At 71.2% G+C, this 18,741-nt stretch carries 22 protein-coding genes; 12 read left to right on the top strand and 10 right to left on the bottom strand.

The annotated features are described in order from the left end of the window. The first annotated feature begins 115 nt into the window (after positions 1–115). The 8 genes from AVMA1855_RS02125 (at position 116) to AVMA1855_RS02090 (ending at position 6,458) form a co-directional block, all read left to right on the top strand. Positions 116–1,258, top strand: coding sequence for a mechanosensitive ion channel family protein (locus AVMA1855_RS02125; protein ID WP_284424406.1), 1,143 nt, complete (start codon positions 116–118; stop codon positions 1,256–1,258). Positions 1,259–1,380: 122 nt separating this feature from the next. After that, entirely contained in the window at positions 1,381–1,632 is a 252-nt protein-coding gene (locus AVMA1855_RS02120) for a hypothetical protein (protein ID WP_272566672.1), read from the top strand. 267 nt (positions 1,633–1,899) lie between these two features. After that, positions 1,900–2,949, top strand: coding sequence for an SDR family oxidoreductase (locus AVMA1855_RS02115; RefSeq protein ID WP_284424405.1), 1,050 nt, complete (start codon positions 1,900–1,902; stop codon positions 2,947–2,949). Positions 2,950–3,029: 80 nt separating this feature from the next. Next, positions 3,030–3,401, top strand: coding sequence for a hypothetical protein (locus AVMA1855_RS02110; protein WP_284401702.1), 372 nt, complete (start codon positions 3,030–3,032; stop codon positions 3,399–3,401). 135 nt (positions 3,402–3,536) lie between these two features. Beyond that, positions 3,537–3,965 carry a VOC family protein gene (locus AVMA1855_RS02105; protein WP_284424404.1) on the top strand — a complete coding sequence of 143 codons (429 nt, stop codon included), beginning with the start codon at positions 3,537–3,539 and terminating at the stop codon, positions 3,963–3,965. Positions 3,966–3,989: 24 nt separating this feature from the next. Beyond that, positions 3,990–4,505 (top strand): GyrI-like domain-containing protein, encoded by a 516-nt coding sequence (locus AVMA1855_RS02100; protein WP_284424403.1) that lies wholly within the window; start codon positions 3,990–3,992, stop codon positions 4,503–4,505. Positions 4,506–4,835: 330 nt separating this feature from the next. Continuing rightward, entirely contained in the window at positions 4,836–5,900 is a 1,065-nt protein-coding gene (locus tag AVMA1855_RS02095; RefSeq protein ID WP_284424402.1) for a pirin family protein, read from the top strand. A gap of 93 nt (positions 5,901–5,993) precedes the next feature. After that, complete coding sequence (locus AVMA1855_RS02090; protein ID WP_272566678.1) at positions 5,994–6,458, top strand: hypothetical protein; 465 nt, start codon at positions 5,994–5,996, stop codon at positions 6,456–6,458. Here AVMA1855_RS02090 and AVMA1855_RS02085 read toward each other — a convergent pair. Continuing rightward, positions 6,445–6,684: a hypothetical protein gene (locus AVMA1855_RS02085; RefSeq protein ID WP_284424401.1), complete on the bottom strand. Its 240-nt coding sequence runs from the start codon at positions 6,682–6,684 to the stop codon at positions 6,445–6,447. The two genes, AVMA1855_RS02090 and AVMA1855_RS02085, sit on opposite strands and share 14 nt — an antisense overlap. 92 nt (positions 6,685–6,776) lie before the next feature. On the opposite strand from AVMA1855_RS02085, the gene AVMA1855_RS02080 reads away from it, so the two are divergent. After that, positions 6,777–7,247, top strand: a complete 471-nt coding sequence (locus AVMA1855_RS02080; protein ID WP_284424400.1) for an FKBP-type peptidyl-prolyl cis-trans isomerase — start codon at positions 6,777–6,779, stop codon at positions 7,245–7,247. Positions 7,248–7,364: 117 nt separating this feature from the next. Here AVMA1855_RS02080 and AVMA1855_RS02075 read toward each other — a convergent pair whose 3' ends face one another. The 6 genes from AVMA1855_RS02075 to AVMA1855_RS02050 all read right to left on the bottom strand — a co-directional run bounded on the left by AVMA1855_RS02075 (position 7,365) and on the right by AVMA1855_RS02050 (position 14,013). Beyond that, positions 7,365–8,318 (bottom strand): Csu type fimbrial protein, encoded by a 954-nt coding sequence (locus AVMA1855_RS02075; RefSeq protein WP_284424399.1) that lies wholly within the window; start codon positions 8,316–8,318, stop codon positions 7,365–7,367. 47 nt (positions 8,319–8,365) lie between these two features. After that, positions 8,366–10,738, bottom strand: coding sequence for a fimbria/pilus outer membrane usher protein (locus AVMA1855_RS02070; RefSeq protein WP_284424398.1), 2,373 nt, complete (start codon positions 10,736–10,738; stop codon positions 8,366–8,368). Then, a complete protein-coding gene (locus AVMA1855_RS02065; protein WP_284424397.1) occupies positions 10,725–11,570 on the bottom strand; it encodes a fimbrial biogenesis chaperone in 846 nt (281 codons plus the stop codon). The genes AVMA1855_RS02070 and AVMA1855_RS02065 overlap by 14 nt, the downstream gene beginning before the upstream one ends. Then, entirely contained in the window at positions 11,570–12,193 is a 624-nt protein-coding gene (locus AVMA1855_RS02060) for a Csu type fimbrial protein (RefSeq protein WP_284424396.1), read from the bottom strand. Before AVMA1855_RS02060 ends, AVMA1855_RS02065 begins: the two co-directional genes overlap by 1 nt. Positions 12,194–12,238: 45 nt before the next feature. Next, the gene (locus AVMA1855_RS02055) at positions 12,239–12,799 is read right to left on the bottom strand and encodes a Csu type fimbrial protein (RefSeq protein ID WP_284424395.1); all 561 of its coding nucleotides are present in this window, start codon (positions 12,797–12,799) and stop codon (positions 12,239–12,241) included. Between the two features lie 341 nt (positions 12,800–13,140). Further along, a complete protein-coding gene (locus tag AVMA1855_RS02050; protein WP_272566685.1) occupies positions 13,141–14,013 on the bottom strand; it encodes a gamma-glutamyl-gamma-aminobutyrate hydrolase family protein in 873 nt (290 codons plus the stop codon). A 290-nt stretch (positions 14,014–14,303) separates the two neighbouring features. Between AVMA1855_RS02050 and AVMA1855_RS02045 the strand changes: the two genes are divergently transcribed. Then, on the top strand, positions 14,304–14,651 hold the full coding sequence (locus AVMA1855_RS02045) for an HPF/RaiA family ribosome-associated protein (protein ID WP_272566686.1): 348 nt from the start codon (positions 14,304–14,306) through the stop codon (positions 14,649–14,651). Positions 14,652–14,740: 89 nt separating this feature from the next. Here the strand turns inward: AVMA1855_RS02045 and AVMA1855_RS02040 are convergent, their stop codons facing one another. From AVMA1855_RS02040 to AVMA1855_RS02030, 3 genes are all read right to left on the bottom strand, one after another. Next, the gene (locus tag AVMA1855_RS02040; RefSeq protein WP_284424394.1) at positions 14,741–15,676 is read right to left on the bottom strand and encodes a TIGR03915 family putative DNA repair protein; all 936 of its coding nucleotides are present in this window, start codon (positions 15,674–15,676) and stop codon (positions 14,741–14,743) included. After that, positions 15,676–16,992 (bottom strand): putative DNA modification/repair radical SAM protein, encoded by a 1,317-nt coding sequence (locus AVMA1855_RS02035; RefSeq protein ID WP_502870251.1) that lies wholly within the window; start codon positions 16,990–16,992, stop codon positions 15,676–15,678. Before AVMA1855_RS02035 ends, AVMA1855_RS02040 begins: the two co-directional genes overlap by 1 nt. A gap of 141 nt (positions 16,993–17,133) precedes the next feature. Next, positions 17,134–17,808: a TetR/AcrR family transcriptional regulator gene (locus AVMA1855_RS02030; protein ID WP_284424393.1), complete on the bottom strand. Its 675-nt coding sequence runs from the start codon at positions 17,806–17,808 to the stop codon at positions 17,134–17,136. An 89-nt stretch (positions 17,809–17,897) separates the two neighbouring features. Between AVMA1855_RS02030 and AVMA1855_RS02025 the strand changes: the two genes are divergently transcribed. Further along, a complete protein-coding gene (locus AVMA1855_RS02025; RefSeq protein WP_284424392.1) occupies positions 17,898–18,311 on the top strand; it encodes a VOC family protein in 414 nt (137 codons plus the stop codon). A 22-nt stretch (positions 18,312–18,333) separates the two neighbouring features. Further along, positions 18,334–18,741 (top strand): YciI family protein, encoded by a 408-nt coding sequence (locus tag AVMA1855_RS02020; protein WP_284424391.1) that lies wholly within the window; start codon positions 18,334–18,336, stop codon positions 18,739–18,741.

Genomic DNA, 18,741 nt, shown 5'->3' with positions numbered 1-18,741 from the left:
CGTTGCGCACGGCACCGCCGCGCTCGCCAGGGGGCACCGGCCCCTTCCGCCCCATTCCTTTCATGCCACCGGCGGCGCCTCGCGCGCAGCCCGGTCCTTCTTTTCAAGGAGCTCCATGAACACGCCATCCTTCACCTCGTGGTTCCAGACCGAAACGCTCTGGGGCCTGTCCCTGGTCAGCCTGGCGCTGGCGCTGGCCGCCGCGCTGGGCGCGTACCTGGCCATGTCGCTGCTGCTGGGCGTGGCCGTGCGGCGTGCGCGGCGCCTGGCCGAAGCGCAGGGCGGCAGCCACCGCACGGCAGGCGTGGTGTACGAGCTGCTGGCCGGCACCAGCCGGCTGCTGGTGTTCGTGGCGGCCGTGCTGGTGGGCGTGGGCATGCTCGATCTGCCGGGCCGCTGGGCCACGCGCGTGGGGCAGCTGTGGTTCCTGGCGCTGGCGCTGCAGGTGGGGCTGTGGGGCACGCGCGCGGTGGCCCTGGGGATTGCGCGCTACCGCATGCACCACGGCCTGGCCGCCGCGGGCGATGCGGCGCCGTTCAGCGCGTCGGCCACGCTGCTGTCCTGGGGGCTGCGCACGCTGCTGTGGGCCACGGTGCTGCTGGCCATGCTGTCCAACCTGGGGGTGAACATCACGGCGTTCGTGGCCAGCCTGGGGGTGGGCGGCATCGCGTTGGCGCTGGCGGTGCAGAGCATCCTGGGCGATCTGTTCGCCTCGCTGGCGATCGCGGTGGACAAGCCGTTCGATGCGGGCGATTTCATCGTGGTGGGCGGCGTCGCGGGCACGGTGCAGCGCATCGGCCTCAAGACCACGCGCATCCGCAGCCTGGGCGGCGAGCAGGTGGTGATGAGCAACACCGACCTGCTCAAGCAAACCATCAACAACTACCGCTACCTGCAGGAGCGGCGCATCGTGTTCCAGTTCCGCGTGCCCTACGGCACCACGGCCGAGCAGGCCGAGGCGGTGCCGCAGGCCGTGCGCCGCATCATCGACACCGAAGGCCAGGCGCGCTTCGACCGCGCGCACCTGCAGGGTTTCGTCGAGAACGGGCTGCAGTACGAGGTGGTCTACATCGTGCTGGACCCGGCCTACAACGTGTACATGGACCTGCAGCAGCGCATCAACCTGTCGCTGATGCGCGAACTCGCCACGCTGGGCGTGGATTTCGCCGTGCCGGCGCGCACGGTGCAACTGGCCGCGCCGGCGGGCGGGCCGCCGCCCGGGGGCTTTCTGCGCGTGCAGCAGCCGGCGACGGCCTGAGCCCGGCGCGGTTGGTGCGAGCCGGCGCGGCAGGGCGCCGTGGCCCTCGCGCGCCCCGTTGGTTAAAGTAGCGGCCCTCGCCCCCACAGGCGCCCTCGATCCCCAACGCGGCAGAAAACCCCATGACCCAGGACCCGGCTCGACAGAGCGAATTGAAGAAGATGGAGCTGTGCGATGGCTGCGCCGGCATCCAGCGCAACTGGCGCCGCGCCCCCGGCCATGCCGAGCTGGTGCAGCGCGGCAACCGCAAGGAAGAGCGCGATCACGGCCTCGTCACCATCACCCGCTACCAGTGCGACCGCTGCGGCACGGCGTGGGAGTACGAGAACGACAAGACCGACCAGCGCGCCGGCTGGTCCGTGGTGGGGCGCTGAAAGCCGGCCAAGGCGTGGCCGCCGGTTGCTATTAAATAAATAGCATGATGCCCTAGTGCATATTGCGCTGGCGGCCTACCGGAGTTTCCATGCCTTGCCCCGTGGGGTGGCCCGTGCGGCCGCCTTTCCGGCACCGTCCTACGCCCGGGCCCGCGTTCGGGGGATACAACGGCCATTGGAAGGCGGCGCCTTCGCGTCTGGGTGGGTCACTGCATTCAGGCGCCCGCGCCGTTCGCAGCAACGACGACCCCAAGGAATCCCGGCCCCATGCTCTTTGCCCGCTCCCCGACCCCCGATCCCGAAACGTCTGCCGACCAGGCCCCGGCCGCGCCCCTGCCCGAGCGCACGGTCGTCGTCATCACGGGCGCGTCCAGCGGCATCGGGCACGCCACGGCGCTGGCCTTCGCCCGGCGCGGCGCGTGCATCGTGCTGGCCTCGCGCGATGCGGGCACCCTGTCGGCGGTGGCGCTGGCCTGCCGGGCCGAGGGCGGCACCGCCATTGGCGTGCCCACCGACGTGACCGATCCCCAGGCCGTACAGGCCCTGCGGGCCAAGGCGCTGCGCCATTTCGGCCACATCGACGTGTGGGTGAACAGCGTGGGCGTGGGCGCCGTGGGGCGTTTCGAAGACGTGCCCGTGGCCGCGCACCGCCGCGTGCTGGAGTCCAACCTGCTGGGCCACCTGCACGGCGCGCACGTCGTGCTGCCGCACTTTCGCGAACGCGGCCGCGGCACGCTGGTCAACCTCATCTCGATGGGCGGCTGGGTGCCCGCGCCCTATGCGGCGGCCTACACCGCAAGCAAGTTCGGCCTGCGCGGGCTGTCGGAAAGCCTGCGCGCCGAGGTGTCCGACCTGCCCCACGTGCACGTGTGCGACGTGGCCCCCACCTTCGTCGATTCGCCGGGCCTCTCGCACGGCGCCAACTACACGGGCCGCAGCATCCGGCCGCCGCTGCCCATGGTAGACCCGCGCCGCGTGGCCGATGCCATCGTGGGCCTGTCCACCCGCCCGCGCGACGTGACCTGGCTCGGCGCGCCCGCGCTGCCCGGCCGCCTGGCCCACGCGCTGGCGCCGGCCAGCGTGGGCCGCGCGATGCGCTGGCTCGCCGATGCGGCGCTGCGGCGGGCGCGCGAAGTGCCCGCGTCCGAAGGCAACCTGTTCAAGCCGTCGCGCGGCACCGCCATCGACGGCGGCCACCGCGATCACCGCGACAGCCGGCTGGCCGCCGTGGCCGCGCTCGGCGTGGCGGGCCTGGTCTGCGGCTGGTGGCTTGCCACGCGCGAGACCGGCAGCGACGGCACCGGCCGGCAGCCTTGACTTGACGCGCCACGCACCGCAGGGGCCTGTGCGCAAGTCCCGGGTGGCCCCCGTTTCGTTGGAACTGAAAGGATGAGTCCATGACCGCTTCCTCGCTCTCCCAGGCCGCGCGCGCCGCGCAGACCTTCACGCTCTATGCGGCCGGCGGCCGCGTGTACGCCAGCAACGTGCGCGACAAGCTCATCGACCTGGGCGGGCTGACCGAGGCCCAGGGCCGCTACGGCTATGCGCTGGACGGCGGCGACCAGGTGGCGCGCGACGGGTTTCCCAGCCCCGAGGACGCGCTGGCGGACATCGCCAGCACCGTCACCTTCCTGTACCTGGACGGGCAGTTCACCGCGCTCGAAGACCTGTCCGATGGCCGCAGCCCGGACCTGAGCGACGTGCCTCAGATCCAGATCAGCCTGGATGCGCTCGGCCATGGCGAGCCGGCCATCGCCGCCGATATCTGACCGTTGGCCCTGCGCCGCGGGTCCGGGAATCCCCGGTGGACGCTGCCCGGCAGGCCGGCTATGGTTTGTGAACGGTGTTCACAATCGTGATGGGCGCCGCACCCGGCCCCGGCGCGGGCCGCCAGGAGACGACGCATGAAAGTGGAACCCTACCTGTTTTTCGACGGCCGGTGCGAAGAAGCGCTGGCGTTCTACCGCACGGCCCTGGGCGCGGAGGTCACCGCGCTGATGCGCTTTTCGGACAGTCCCGCCCCGACCGATGCGTCCGGTTGCGCGGGCGCGGCCCCGCCGCCGGGCGACAAGGTCATGCACGCCGCGTTCCGCATCGGCGAGACCACGCTCATGGCCTCCGACGGCATGAACGGAGGGCAGCCCGTCTTTCAGGGCGTGTCGCTGTCGCTCAACCCGGCCGACGAGGCCGAGGCCCGGCGTCTGTTCGCCGCGCTGTCCGAGGGCGGCCAGGTGCAGATGCCGCTGTCGCCCACCTTCTTCTCGCCCGCGTTCGGCATGGTGGCCGACCGGTTCGGGGTGCCGTGGATGGTGGTGTGCACGCCCGCTGCCTGACCGGCCCGCCCTGATGCCGAACGCGTGCCATCGCCCCTCCGATTGACCACCACGGCCCCCGCGCCCGCTCAGCCCATGATCGACACGCCCCACATCGCCGACCTGCGCGCCCGCCCCACGGCGTTCATCCACGTCACCTGCACCCGCGAGGAGATCCAGCACGTCATTGGCCAGGGCGTGCGCGACCTCATGGACGCCGTCGCCGCCCAGGGCGCCTCGCCCGCCGGCCCCTGGTTCACCCACCACCGGCGCCGGCCCACGGACACCTTCGACTTCGAGATCAGCGTGCCCCTGGCCGCGCCCATCGGCCCGCACGGCCGCATGCAGCCCGGCGAGTGGCCCGCCATGCGCGTGGCCCGCACCGTGCACCGCGGGCGCTATGAAGACCTGGCCGGCGCCTGGGGCGAGTTCCTGCAATGGATCGAGGGCGAGGGCCTCACGCCCACGGGCGAGCTGTGGGAGTGCTACCTGACCGGGCCCGAGACCGGCTCGGATCCCACCGCCTGGCGCACGGAGCTGAACCAGCCGCTGCAGGATTGAGCGGCCTGCCAGCTGCGTTGGGGCGGCTTGCTATTGAATCGATAGCAATGCAGGCATGCAAATCGCCGGCATGGACTGGTTTTTCCTTGAAATGCAGGCTTGGAATGGCATGGCAGTGCGGACCCGTCCCGTCCCTGCGGCATGATCCGCGCGCAGGCCACTGTTCCATCCCCGCACCAGTCCGTCCTGCCGCGCCCGCGTTGCAGCGCCGCCGGCCGCCCCCATGTGCAGTGACAGACCATGCCGCCGCATGGCCCGCGCCACGCCGGCCGCACCCCACCGTGCACGCCGGCCGCCGGGGCCGCGCGCGGCGCCACCCAGGAGCTTTCCATGCCAGCCGTTGCCGACACCCCCATCCTGAACACCCAGCCCCTGGGCCCGCTGTGGCCCACGGTGGACCCGTTCCTGTTCTGCGCCCACCACGACGACGCCTATCCGCCCGGCAATGCCGAACTGGGGCCCGATGCGCCGCTGGACGGTCGGCAGATCGGGCAGGACTTTTCGCGCCGGGACGGCTGGAGCATGTACCACGGCGACGTGGTGCCCGGGTTCCCGCCGCACCCCCACCGCGGGTTCGAGACGGTGACCATCGTGCGCAAGGGCCTCATCGACCATGCCGATTCGCTGGGCGCCGCCGCCCGCTTCGGCCAGGGCGACGTGCAGTGGCTCACCGCCGGCGACGGCGTGGTGCATTCCGAGATGTTCCCGCTGTTGGACCGCACCGGGCCCAACCCGCTGGAGCTGTTCCAGATCTGGCTCAACCTGCCGGCGCGCTCCAAGCGGGTCGATCCGCACTTCACCATGTTCTGGTCCGGTGACATTCCGCGCGTGGTGGACCCCGGCACGGACGGCGCCGGCGCCACCCACGTGGCCGTGGTGGCTGGCCGGCTGGGCGAGGCCGCGCCCCTGGCGCCCCCGCCGGGATCGTGGGCCGCACAGGCCGAGGCCGACGTGGCCATCTGGACGCTGCGCCTGGAGCCCGGCGCGCGCTTCACGCTGCCCGCCGCCACCGGCCAGGGCACTCGGCGCATGCTGTACTTCTTCGCCGGCGGCGGCGTCACGCTGGCGGGCCAGTCGGTGGACCACGCCGCGCTGGAGCTGCGCGCGGGTGAGGCGGTGGCACTGCACAACGGCGGCACGGCCGACGCCGAATTCCTGCTGCTGCAGGGCCGGCCCCTGGCCGAGCCGGTGGTGCAGTACGGTCCCTTCGTGATGAACACGCAGCAGGAAATCGCCGAGGCCCTGGCCGACTACCGCCGCACCGGCTTCGGCGGCTGGCCCTGGGGCGATGCGGCGCCGGTGCACGGGCCGACCCTGGGCCGGTTCGCGCAGCGGCCGGGCGCGGCGCCGGACGTGCCCGCGCCGGTGGATGTGGGATTGCCATCGGCCGGGTGATCGGACTGTCATTTTTTGTGTGCAAATGGTTATTGCCGTGGGATGGAGAGGCCCGATTTAGCATCTGTGCTCCCTCACTACCGGAGTCGATGGATGGGGCAGTGCTACGCCGCAGGCGATTTCAAAAAATACTTCAACGAGAACATGCAGGATTTGGGCTTGCCCGTGCCGTCCACGCTGTTTGATACCTACAACACGGCCCTCAGCACGGCCTCGACGATGGTGGGGACCCTGGCCACGTTGGGCAAAGGCGCCACGATGGCTGAACTGGTCGGCGCCACTGTGGGTCTGGAAAAGCTGGCGGTGGCTGCCTCCATCGGGGCCTCCGCGTACACCGGAGCGGCCATCGGCAGCATCGCGGTGGCTGCGGGGCGCTCACTCGGCTGTGGATCACGCATGTCCGATCTTTTCGTGATGGCTCGCCAGAACAAACTGGAGTTCGATGGGCTGGCAGCCTTCTATGCCAACAACCCCCAGGTCATCCAGAAAAATCATCCGGGCCGGGCACGCTTTGGAATGCAAGCCAAAATCGCTCCGTCCAATTTCAGCTATGCGTGATGAATAGCCTTCTATTCCTGCTGCTTTGCATCGTGTTGGCGGTGCTCGCTTGGGGCGCTTTCCAGTTTCTGGGGCAGTACGCATTTTTGCTCATGGTCGTCGTCGTCGTGGCGTTGCTTGTCAGCAAGGTGGGAAAACCGAAGTTCAGGCAGAAAAAGTAGCCGTTCGTGGAATCGGGGAACTGCTGCGAGGCCGTTTTCCGGGTGATCTGGCTGCGGGCATCCATGGCGCGCGCGTTGCTCGACAATGCAGGCCTGCACCGCCGGGCGCACGCCGCCCGGCTTCGACGATCCACCGACCTGTCCGGACCCTCCCTCCATGAACATCTCCAAAGACACCGCCGTCACCTTGAGCTACAAGGTCACCACGCCGCAGGGCAAGCCGCTCGATTCCGGCCACATGGCATACCTGCACGGTGGCTACGAAGGCATTTTTCCGAAGGTGGAGGCCGTGCTGGACGGCCAGGCCACGGGCTTTGCCACCACGCTGGACCTGACCGCGGCCGAGGCCTTCGGCGACCGCGACGAGAGCCTGGTGCGCACCATCCCCAAGAGCGAGTTCCCGCCCGGCGTGAAGGTGGGCGGCCAGCTGCGCGGCGCGGGCAACGACGGGCGCGAGCACGTGTTCAACGTGGTCAAGATCAAGGGCCCCGAGGTGCACCTGGACGGCAACCACCCGCTGGCCGGCCAGGCACTGCGCTTTTCCTGCAAGGTGACCGAGGTGCGGCCGGCTTCGCCGGAAGAAGTCGTGCACCGCCACGTGCACGGCGGGCACGGCCACCACCACTGATCGGGGCATTGGCGGGCATTTGCTATTAAAAATATAGCGATATGCCCTAGTGTTGATTGCGCTGGCGGCCTGTTCGGCTGGATTTTCGGGACGGACGGGCTGGATGGGCGGGGCGGCTCAGAACTGCACGTCCACCACCACGTTGTCCAGGTAGGTGCCCTCCACCGGCGCGGCCTGGTCGGGGTACACGCGGGCGCGGTACGGAAACACGTGCGACCCCGTGCCGTTGGCCATGCCGCCCGCCGGACCGGACGTGGCCTGGCTGCTGGACACGCGGGAGCCGACGGTCGTGCCCCATGGCGTGGTGCCCGCGCCGAAGAAAATGTCGTAGGCCAGCCGGTTGCTGCCGTTGGCCATCTGGCGCCGCCCGCCGCTCGGGTTGCTGCCCGGCCCCAGGCCCACGGTGTAGACCATGCCGGTGGTGCACACCATCGCCACCTGCGACGCGGCCTCGCCAAAGCCCGTGGGCAGCGCGGCGCTGCCGAAGTTGATGGCCCCGGGCGTGATGAGGCAGTCGTTGTTCACCTGCAGTTCCACCGTCACGGTGCGCGTGGCCGTGCCGGCGTACACCGTGCCCAGGCAGGTGGCGAGCAGGCCCGCGCCGTCGCACAGGTTGTAGGTCCAGGCCAGCCGCAGGGTGTCGCGGTAGGTGCCGGCCGGAACGTTGGCGTTCAGCGTGGCGATCTGCACCGGCACGGTGGCCTTGCGGTTGGGCAGCAGGGTCAGGATGTTGGCCCCGGTGGCGTTGATCACCAGCAGGCCCGACGAATAGATGAGCCCGCTGCCGTTGCCCGCCTGGTAGCCGATGGCCTTGGTGCTGTCGCTGATGTTGCGCAGCAAAAAGCCGTTGTCGCTGGTGAGCGTGGCCCGCAGCACGCTGTCGGTGGACAGCAGCGACAGCAGCCCGGAGCCGCAGGTGATGGAGAAGCTGCCCGGCGTGGTCAGGCTGCCGTCGCGCACGGCGAACGAGGACGCCGTGCCCAGCGAGGCGCCGGTTTCCGCATAGCTGCAGACGGCGGCGAAGGCCGGTGCGCCCGCCCCCAGCGCCGCCAGGGCGAGCAGGGGGCGCACGGCCCGCGCCACCCCGGCGAGGCAAGAGGGCCGACGGCCGGACGGGGTCACGATTGCATCTCCGGGCCGGCGTCGGCCGGCGCGTCGCCCGTGCGGCAGACCACGCGCAAGTCGCGCGTGCTGGCGTAGGCCTGTTCGCTGAATGCGCCGCGGCACACCTCTCCGTCCGGCAGGCGGGCCACCAACGTGTTGCGGGCCTGCAGCGCGGTGAGGTACACCACGCCGTCCCAGCCCACCACCGTGGGCACGTTGCCCTGCTCGTGGACCACGGCGGTGCCGGCCGGCAGCGGCGCGCCCCGGCCGTCCACCAGCGTGATGGTGGCGGTGCGCACGCGCATCACCGGCAACCGCACCAGGGTGCCGGTGCCGCGCGCCACCGCCACGCGCTTTTCCAGGCTGGGGGTGTGCACGTCCGCCGGCAGCGCCAGCGGGTCGATCTCGTAGCGGCCTTCGTAGTAGGCCGGCACCTCCGGCACGAGCAGGTAGCCGCGGGCGTTGGTGCGGCCGACCCGCTGGTGGTTGAAGAGCACCGGCACGTCCGCCATGCCGTCCGTGGACACCAGCGCGAAGCCGTCGCTGATGCGGTTGGAGGCGAAGGCGTAGCCGTCCATCAGCCCGATCGATCCGGCCGCGCCCGCGAAGCGCGTGCCGTGGCCGGCCATGCCGTAGGCGCCGCCCTGCACCGTCATGCTGTCGCCGCGGTAGAGCGCCGAGGCCTGGCTGTAGCGGTTCGCCTGGCCGCCCACGGTGTGGCCCAGGTTCCAGCCGAAGCCGCCGTCCGACGGCACGGTGCGCTGCACGCTGGCCTGGGCCTGCGTGGTGCCGTCGCCGTAGCGGGCCACGGCGGTCTGCGCGCTCGACTGCGGCCCGAGCACGTAGGTGAGCTGCAGGCGCATCTGCGTCTGGCCCGTCTCCAGGGTGCGGCCGGCGGTGAACGACAGGTAGCTGCGGTCCCCGAGCGGCGTGCTGTAGCCGGCGTAGGCCAGCCGGCTGCGCTGGCCCTCTCGGCTTTGCAGGTCCACCCAGCCCACGCTGAACGAGCCGCGCGCTACGTTCAGGCTGGCATCGAGCTGCCGCGTGCGGCGCGGCAGTTGAAAGCCGTCGTCGGCGTAGGTGCTGGCATCGCCGTAGCCGGGCGTGCGCTGCAGCTGCTGCATGGAGATGCCGCCGCCCGTGCTCTGGAACTGGTAGCCCAGGCCGACTTGCCAGCCGCCGCGATCGCGCTGCGCCTGCCCCCGCGTGACGGAGGCATTGGCGACCCCCAGCAGGCCCAGCCGCAGCAGCCCGCCCGCGCCGGCCACGCCGAGCCCGCGGCCCGCCTGCGCCTGGGTTTCCAGGGTGAACGCCTCGGTGATGCCCTGGCGGTACACGCCCGAGGCCAGCGGCCGGCCGTAGGACAGGCTGCGAAAGCCGTAGGCGCGTCGCAGCGCCCCCAGCGACAGCGAGTAGTCGGTCCAGCCCGGGCGCAGCAGCTGCGTGTTGACGTAGAACGGCACCGAGGTCAGCACCTGCCGCCCCTGCGCGTCGGTGGTCACCACCGAGGCCGTGCCCGAGCCGTTCACCGTGGGCAGCTCGCCCAGCGTGAACGGGCCCGGCGCGACGGCCCGGTTGGCCGCGCGAAAGCCGTTGATGAACACGTCCACCGCCGAGGGCACGGCCGCCTGGCCCGAGAAGGCGGGCAGCGGATAGGTCACCAGGTCGGGCCGGATGCTGAAGTTGCGCGACCACTGCACGCCGCCCATCCGCACCGGCGTGCTCCACTGCAGCGAGCCGGTGATGACGTCGCCGTACACGGTCTGCGTGGCCTCCTGCGTCTCGGGCCGGGTCCACTGCGTGTCGTAGCGCACGTAGCCGGTCGACATGCCGGTGGCGCCGCGGCGCAGGATGCCGGTGCTGGACACCACGCCGGGCTCGCCGAAGTACCGGGCCTCGGACCAGACCGACGAGGTGGTGCGGCCCTGCGTGGTCATGGCGTAGGCGTCGTAGTTGAACAGCAGGCCGCTGCCTCCGCCCAGCGGCAACTGCGTGCGGCTGTGGTCGGCCAGGTCCTGCATCGGCAGCCACTCGGGCGGCACCTGCAGCAGCAGGCGCTGGCCCAGGCTGTCGTACTGGGCCGAGACGCCGGGCAGGGTGTCCACGGCCACGGGGGCGCCGTCCGGCTCGGGGGTCTGCAGGGACAGCTCGCGCAGCGTTTCCGCATCGATCTCGTAATGGGGGCCGCTGTGCTGCACCTTGACGACCTCGCCGGTGGTCCTTCCGTTGACGACGATCTCCAGGAACAGGGTGACCGGGGCGCCGGCATGCGCGTCCGGCACCGGATAGTCGCTGGCGCTGAGCAGGCGCGGCAGGCATGCCGCCAGTACCCCCCACCGGGCGATGCGGGTGCGCAGCGGAGAGGGGCGCGGTTCATTGCGATGCACGGGGCAGCTGGGCTTCGCGCCCGTTGACCGTCACCATCAGGTCGTGGTCGGGTGAGGGCGGCGGCGCCAGGTCCAGCGGCATCTGGCCATGGGGCAGCACGTAGTTCAGCACGTCCTTGGGCGGCGCCGCAGGGCTGCCGCCGCGTGCCCAGGCGACGGAGGTGATGCGCGCGTGCGACGCGCCGTGGTTGTGCACCACGACCTGGCTGGCACGGCCTGCGCCCGTGAGGGCCCACGACAGCTCGGGCGTGACGACTGCGGTGCCGTCGACCAGCGACCGCGCATCGGCCAGGCGCTGCGGCAGCGTGTCCGGCCCGTAGACGAAGAGCGGGATCGCATAGCGGATCTGCAGGCGCACGGCCACTGCCGCGTCGCTGGGCAGCGCCTGCGGCGTGCGCGATGCGCCGGCCGAGGGAGGTGTTGGTGCGGGCGGGTCCGGGGGCGGCGGGGGCGTGGCGGCGGGCAGTTCGTCCACCAGCACGCGGTAGGCCTGCTCGGTGCGCGCCGGCACCGGCTGCGTGGACAGCAGGCGCACCATCTGGCGCTGGCCCGGCGGAATCTGGCTGATGGGCGGGCTGGCCACCACCTCGCGCTGCGCCTCGAAGCGGTCCTGCCCGTCGGTCTGGCGCCACTGGAACACCCGCACCTGCATCGACACGGGCTCGGCGCCGCGGTTTTCCAGCCACAGCGCCACCGCGCGCTGCGGTCCGGCGATGACCGGGTCCACGGGCCAGATCATGATCGGCGTGGCCGCGTGCGCCGGCGCGCTCCCCGGGCCGATGCCGCAGAAGCAGGTCAGGGCCAGGGCCAGAGCGAGGAAGCGGTGCCGCATCACCACGACAGGGTCACCTGCACGGTGTCGGTGTAGGTGCCGGCGCTGAGCCCGGAGCCCGGGAACGTCGCGGTGGCCTGGATGGGCAGCGCCGTGGGCGTGGCGCCCAGCGCCATGTCCGCCGCCACATTGGGCAGCAGGACCGGCGCGCCGGCCGCCACCAGCGTGAGCGCGTAGGGAATGAACTGCGAGCCGTTGGAGAGCCGGCGCTGCGCGCCGCTGGCGTGCAGGCCGCTGCCAACCGTCACCCGCAGCGTGGTGCCCGGCGTGCACAGCACCTGGGCCTGCGTGCCCGCACCGCCCGTGGCCATGACGCTGTGGGTGCCGGTGCGCACGGGCGAATGCACGCCGAAGTCGAGCAAGCCGAACGACAGCCCGGTGGTCTGCGCGCTGCCCGAGATCTGGCAGCCGCGCGCTACGGTCGCGCTCACCGGAATCGTGGCCGTGGTGGCGATGGGCGTGGCGGCCTCGGCGGGCACGGCGACCCACGCCGGCAACGCCGCGAGCACCGCCACCGAGGCGGCTTTGCGCACGCCCGCCGGGGTGGCGTGCGGTCTGCGGAACCGGCGGGCAGGGGTTTCCAGGGCGTGCATGGGCCCATGCCGTCCGATGGCTTGCATCATGGATTTCCTCCGGGCGGGCCGGGCGCGTGGCCGGCCGCCGAGCTGTCAGAACGTCAGCGTGACCCCGAGCGTGTCGGTGTAGGCCCCGAAGGGCAGCGACTGGCTGCCGGTCTTGTTGACCTGCCCGTAGATGGGCAAATTGAACGCCGCGCCCGCCGTGGGAATGGCGACATTCGCCACCGGCGTGTTGAGCGGGTAGGGCGTGGTGTGGCTCGCGTCCTGGTAGACCTCGTAGGGAATGTAGGCCGACGCGGAGTTCATCGCCCGCGTGCCCACGCCCACCCCGGCGCCCTGGCCGGCATGCAGCCCGCCGCCCACCGTCACGCTGATGACGGTGATCTCGGGCGAGCACAGGATCTGCGTGGTGCCCGCCCCGCCGGCGCCGCCCGTGGGGGCCGCGCTCACGGTGCCGGAGAACGTCGCGGGCTGGGTGCCGAAGTCCAGCGTACCGAAGCTCACGCCGGACTGCCCGCCCGAACTGCCCGAGATGACGCAGCCCGTGCTGATGCGCATGGTCGCCTGCAGGTTGCCGGTGAGGGTGTCCGCCGCCGCGGTGCCGGGCCCGGCGACGAGGGCCAGGCAGGACAAGGCCACCGCGGCAGGCATCGCGCGCAACGGCAGTCTGGGGGACGGGTCGGTGTGGGTTCCGCGCGGCGTTGCGCCTGCGGCTGACGGTCTCGTTTGCATCGCTTTCCCCTATTCGTTGCAGGAAGAAAATTTCGATGGGACAGTGGTCTACGTCGTCTTGCAGCTCTCCAAGCTGCACTGTCTCCGGACACAGTTATTGCACATTTACACGGTAGGCCTTCGCATTGTTAACAAATGGAAACAATTTGCCGGAAAGCCCCGCATTGATTATTGCAACGCGAAACAGAGGCCCCTGCACTGCGCTGTCTGGCGGGGTTGCTATCGTTTTTGATAGCTACGGTTGAGGTAGCGCGCGCCTCTCAGCGGCGCAGCAAAAGGGCCTGCCGGAGCAGTCGGGCGGCACGATCCCGGATCTGGAAGGGGCTGTGGCCCGGCAACGGACGCACTTTGGAGCGCGAACAGGCCGCCAGAAAGTCCTCCAGGATGGGCGCGTCGTCCATGGTCTGCGACGAGCCGGGCTTGAAGAATTCCGGGTGCCACTGGGTGGCGGCGATGTAGCCGCGCCCGCGCTGCGGGCGCCGCCGGATCGCCTCCGGCACGCCGTCGGGATGGCTCCAGGCCTCGATCTCGAAGCCCGGCGCGAGGTTCTTGATGCCCTGGTGGTGGATGCTGTTGACCACCACGCGCTGCTGGCTCGGATACATCTGCGACAGCCGGGTACCGGGCACTAATTCCACCTCGTGGAAATGTTGGTCGTAAGTCACCGCGTTGCGGTGCTGCTGGGCGCCGGGGTGCTGGGTTTCGATGTCCTGGTAGAGCGTGCCGCCGAAGGCCACGTTGATCAGCTGCAGCCCCCGGCACACGCCGAAGATGGGCTTGCCGGCCTGCTCGAAGGCTTCGACCACCGCCAGGTCATACAGGTCGCGGATGCGGTCGCCCAGCCAGGCGTCCTTGAGCGGGACCTCGCCATAGGTGCCGGGCCACACGTCGGACCCGCCGTGCATCACCACGCCATCGAGCCAGTCCGCGTAGTGCGCCAAGGTGACGTCGCCGCGCGCGGTCTCGCCGGTGGGGCAGGGCACCATCACCACCATCGCGCCGGCGGACATGATCCAGTGGGCGATCGACTGCTCCACGTACTGCAGCGTCTTGTTGGTGAACAGCGAGCGTGCGGGATCCGCGTGGGAGAAGCAGGCGGACAGGCCGATCTTGAGGCGCTTGGAAGTGGACATGCTCAGCGGTCCGCGAAGGAGAATCGGCGGCGAATGGATGCGCCGCAGGTCAGGGCAAAAGGCATTCGACCGTTGTAACACCCGCCCCCGGCACCGGCTGTAGGAACCGGCCGCTCCCGCCGTGGGCGCCCGCCCGACAGTCCCGCGGCGCCGCGCGTTGCGGTGGCCCGGCGCTGCAATGTGCGACGATGCCCCTGGGTGGTGGCCGGAACGCGGCATCCACGCGCCGGTCCCGCCCTTTCGTCTTGCCCGGCCCCTGCCGGGCGCCATTGGAAAAAAGGAGCAACGCTATGCAAGTACAGGTGCACACCGACGACTACATCCAGGGCGGCGAATCGCTGGCCCAGTGGATCCATGACGAGACCAACAGCCGGCTTGCACGCTTTCGCGACCACCTGACCCGCGTGGAGGTCTTCCTGTCCGATGTGGATGCCGGCAAGTCCGGCGCGGCCGACAAGCGCTGCGTGGTGGAAGCCCGCGCGGCGGGCCGCCCGCCCGTCGCCGCCAGCGCGGACGCCGACAAGCTGGCCGATGCCTTCACCAGCGCGGTCGAAAAGGCGGCCCGCGCCCTCGACACCGACCTGGGCCGCCTCAAGGACCGCCACGGCCGCGAGACCATCCGCACCGCGACCGAGTGAGTCCGGCAGGGCCCTGCAGCGCCGGGCCTGTGCGGGCCCTGGCCCTCCGGGCACCGAACCGCCACGGCCCCGCTTGCGCGGGGCTTTTTTTATTCTGCAGGCCTGGCGGCGGCGCGGCCGGGGCCTGCCGCGATGCGCCGGCGCGGCACGGTGCCGGGCGCCTCCACCATGCGCGTGCTGCGGGCCTGCGCCGTCTGCGCGAGTTCGCCGATCAGCGTGGCCTCGGGCAGGTTCTTCCAGTAGCGCGTGGGCATCTCCTTGCGCATCATGTCCAGCTTCAGGCGCGCGGGGTTGAAGATGTTGCGGTAGTAGGTGAGCCACAGCGCCTCGCCCGCATCCGGTGGCGGCGCGTCGCTGCGCTGCGCCGCCGGGCCCCGGTGCAGCCGCTGGCCGTCCCAGTGCACGCTGGCGTCCGGCGTGAGGATGGCCCAGCGCATCTGGGTGAAGCGGCGTGCGAAGAACGGCGCATTGGCCTCGGTGATCCAGTGGTCCGGCTCGAACCAGGCGATGTGCAGCGTGCCGCCGTCGGGCTCGGGCACGGGCCGGAACCGCACGAAGGCGCGCATCTTGTGCATGTCGCGCTTCACGGCCCGGTCCAGGTGCTGCAGCCGCAGGCGGTCGGGGTCCAGCGGGTCGTGGCGCAGGCCCGGCTCGTGCGCGAGCCGCCACAGCAGCCGGTACATCAGCGCGAAGCGGCCGGGGTCGCGGTGCAGCACCGCGCGCTCGCACCGCTGCAGGAACTCGCGTGGCACCCGCGGTGGGGAGGCGGGCGGCGGTGCATCGGGCGAAAAGGATGCGACCGGCGCGCGCGCGGCATCGTGCGCTGCCGCCGGGCCGGCCTCCCCGGACCCCTCGGCGAACAGGTCGCCCGCCGCGTCCGCGGCCGTGAACCATTGCACCTGCTGCGGCGGGCGGCCGCCTTGCAGCAGCGTGCGCGCCGCCGCGCGAAAGCCCGCCCAATCGGTGGCGTGGCCCAGAGTCACGGTGGTGACCGCACCGGTGGTTGTGGTGGTGGCGTCGCCCATCAGCCGAACAGCGAGGCCTGCACGGGCGGCGCGGGGGCGGCGGGTGCGCCCGCCTGCGGGACCGGCCGTGCCGGCGTGGCGAAGAACGCCTGCAGGTGTACCGAATCGAGCAGGCGCCCCGGCCGGTGGTCCACCGTCTCGACGAACGGCAGCACCTTCTTGAGCGGCACGCGCAGGCGCGACAGGTCGGCATGCCGCACGCGCCGCACCCGGCGCGAGGCCAGCAGCCGGTCCACCGAGCCCACGCCCAGACCGGGCACGCGCAGCAGCATCTCGCGCGGGGCGGTGTTGAGGTTGACCGGGAAGCGCTCCGGGTGCGCGATGGCCCAGGCGAGCTTGGGGTCCATGTCCAGCGACAGCATGCCGCCCTGGCGCGCGGGCACGATCTCCTCGTGCGCGAAGCCGTAAAAGCGCATCAGCCAGTCGGCCTGGTACAGCCGGTGCTCGCGCACCATGGGCGGGGCGGCCAGCGGCAGCGCGCGCGAGGCGTCCGGAATGGGGCTGAAGGCCGAGTAGTACACGCGCCGCAGGCGAAAGCCACCGTACAGCTGCGCGCTCGTGGCCAGGATGGTGCGGTCGTCCGCCGCGTCCGCGCCCACGATCATCTGCGTGCTCTGGCCCCCCGGGGCGAAATGCGGCGCGGCGGCCCGCCGCGTGCGCCCGGGCAGCGAGACGACCTGCGCGGCGCCCTGCTGCTCGCGCCGGGCCTGCCGGGCATCGGCGATGTGCCCGGCCATGCGCGCCATCGAGCGGCGGATGGCGGCGCCGTCCTTCTCGGGCGCCAGCGCCGCCAGGCCCTGCGGCGTGGGCAGTTCCACGTTGATGCTCAGGCGGTCGGCGTAGCGGCCGGCGCGCTGCATCAACTCGGGTGAGGCATCGGGGATGGTCTTGAGGTGGATGTAGCCGCGAAAGTCGTGCTCCTCGCGCAGCACGCGGGCCACCTCCACCACCAGCTCCATGGTGTAGTCGGGGCTCTGGATGATGCCGCTGGACAGGAACAGCCCCTCGATGCAGTTTCGCCGGTAGAAGTCAAGCGTGAGGTCCACCACCTCCTGCACCGTGAACCGCGCGCGCTGCACGTTGCTGCTCACGCGGTTCACGCAGTACAGGCAGTCGTACAGGCAGAAGTTGGTGAGCAGGATCTTGAGCAGCGAGATGCAGCGCCCGTCCGGCGCGTAGCTGTGGCAGATGCCCGAGCCCTCGGTGGAGCCGATGCCGCGCCCGCCCACGGAGTTGCGTGGCGCCGCGCCGCTGGAGGCGCACGAGGCGTCGTACTTGGCGGCGTCGGCGAGGATGGCGAGTTTGGCGTCGAGAATAACTGTATGAATTTACAGTGATGTGCGGCGGGCCGCAATGGAAATCTGCTGTGCTACTAAAAATATAGCACTATGCCCTAGCAACATATGCGCTGGAGGCCGGTCGGACCATGAACCCTGCAGGCTGGAAAGGCCTGCCGATCACAGGCCTTTTTCCACCATGTCCAGGAGCCGCTGGGCCACGCGGTCCATCTGCGGCCCCACCGCGCGGCCCAGGGGGCCGTCGATCACCAGCAGGGCCAGGCCGTGCACCGCCGACCAGGCCAGGAACTCCGCCCCGGGCCGCCGCTCGGCAGGCAGCACGCCGGCCGCCACCATGCGGTCCAGCGCGGCGCCCAGCAGTTGGAAGGGGTCGAGCCCGGTCGCGCCGCCCTTGTCGGCATGGTGCGGCGTTTCGGGGCCGATGTCGCCCGAAGCGGCGAAGGCGGCATGGAACAGACCCGTCTCTTCGCGTGCGAAGCGCAGGTAGCCGGTGCCCACCGCGCGCAGGCTGCGCCGGGCCTGATCCGGCAGCGCCAGGCCGGCGGGGATGGCGGCCAGCTCGGCTTCCATGGCCCGCGCCACGCGGGCCAGCGCGACGGCGCGCACGGCCTCCAGCAGGTCCTGGCGATTGGCGAAGTGGCGGTAGGCCGCGTTGGGCGCCACGCCCGCCCGGCGCGTGGCCTCGCGCAGCACCACGGCCTGCGGGCCGCCCTCGCGCGCCAGCGCCACGCCCGCGTCCAGCAGGGCGCGGCGCAAGTCCCCGTGGCGGTAGGTCTGGCGCGGCGGCGTGGCTTTGGGGGGCGGGTTCGGGGCCTGCGAGGCGGGTTCGGTCATGCGGGTTTGTCGATGTGGACGCTGTCCATTGTGTCTGCTAAGGTTTGTGAACGGCGTACACAAGCCCCGCCCTTTTTTTGGAGATGTCCATGGCCACCCAGATGTTCGTGAACCTGCCCATCCAGGACCTGCCCCGGTCCGTCGCGTTCTTCACCGCGCTGGGTTTTCGCTTCGACCCGCGCTTCACCAGCGACCAGGCCACCTGCATGATCGTGGGCGAGCACAGCTTCGTCATGCTGCTCACCCAGCCGTTCTTCCAGACCTTCACCGACAAGCCCGTGAGCGACGCGCACCGCGCCACCGAGGTGCTGATCTGCCTGTCGCGCGACAGCCGGGCGGCCGTGGACGAGATCGTGCGCCAGGCGATCGCCGCCGGCGGCAAGGCGCCGCGCGCGGCGCAGGACCACGGCTTCATGTACCAGCACGGCTTCGAGGATCCGGACGGGCACCTGTGGGAGGTCATGTTCATGGAGCCCGGCGCCATTCCCCCCACCGAGTCCTGACCCCTGCCCCGGAGGCCCTGCCATGCGATTCATGCTCTTGATGACTCCCCACGGCTACGAATCCGCTGCGCCCGGCACCGTGCCTGAGGCCGATGCCGTCGCGGCCATGATGGCCTACAACGAAAGCCTGCAGGCCGCCGGCGTGCTGCGGTCGCTGGAAGGCCTGCACCCACCGTCGGCGGGCGTGCGCATCACCTTCGAAGGCGGTACCCCCAAGGTGCAGCCCGGGCCGTTTCCCGGCGTGGCCGAGGTGCTGGGCGGGTTCTGGATCATCGAGGTGGCCTCCCGGGAGGAGGCGATCGCGTGGGCCTCGCGCTGCCCGGCGTCGGGCAACGAAACCATCGAGGTGCGGCAGATCCAGGAGATGTCGGACTTCCCGCCCGATGTGCAGGAGGCCGCCAAGGGCTTCGCCGCAATGCAGGGGCGCTGA

The sequence above is a fragment of the Acidovorax sp. SUPP1855 genome, from assembly GCF_030158955.1.
In the GTDB taxonomy this organism is placed as follows: domain Bacteria; phylum Pseudomonadota; class Gammaproteobacteria; order Burkholderiales; family Burkholderiaceae_C; genus Paracidovorax.
This window is presented reverse-complemented; position numbering and strand designations above follow the sequence as displayed.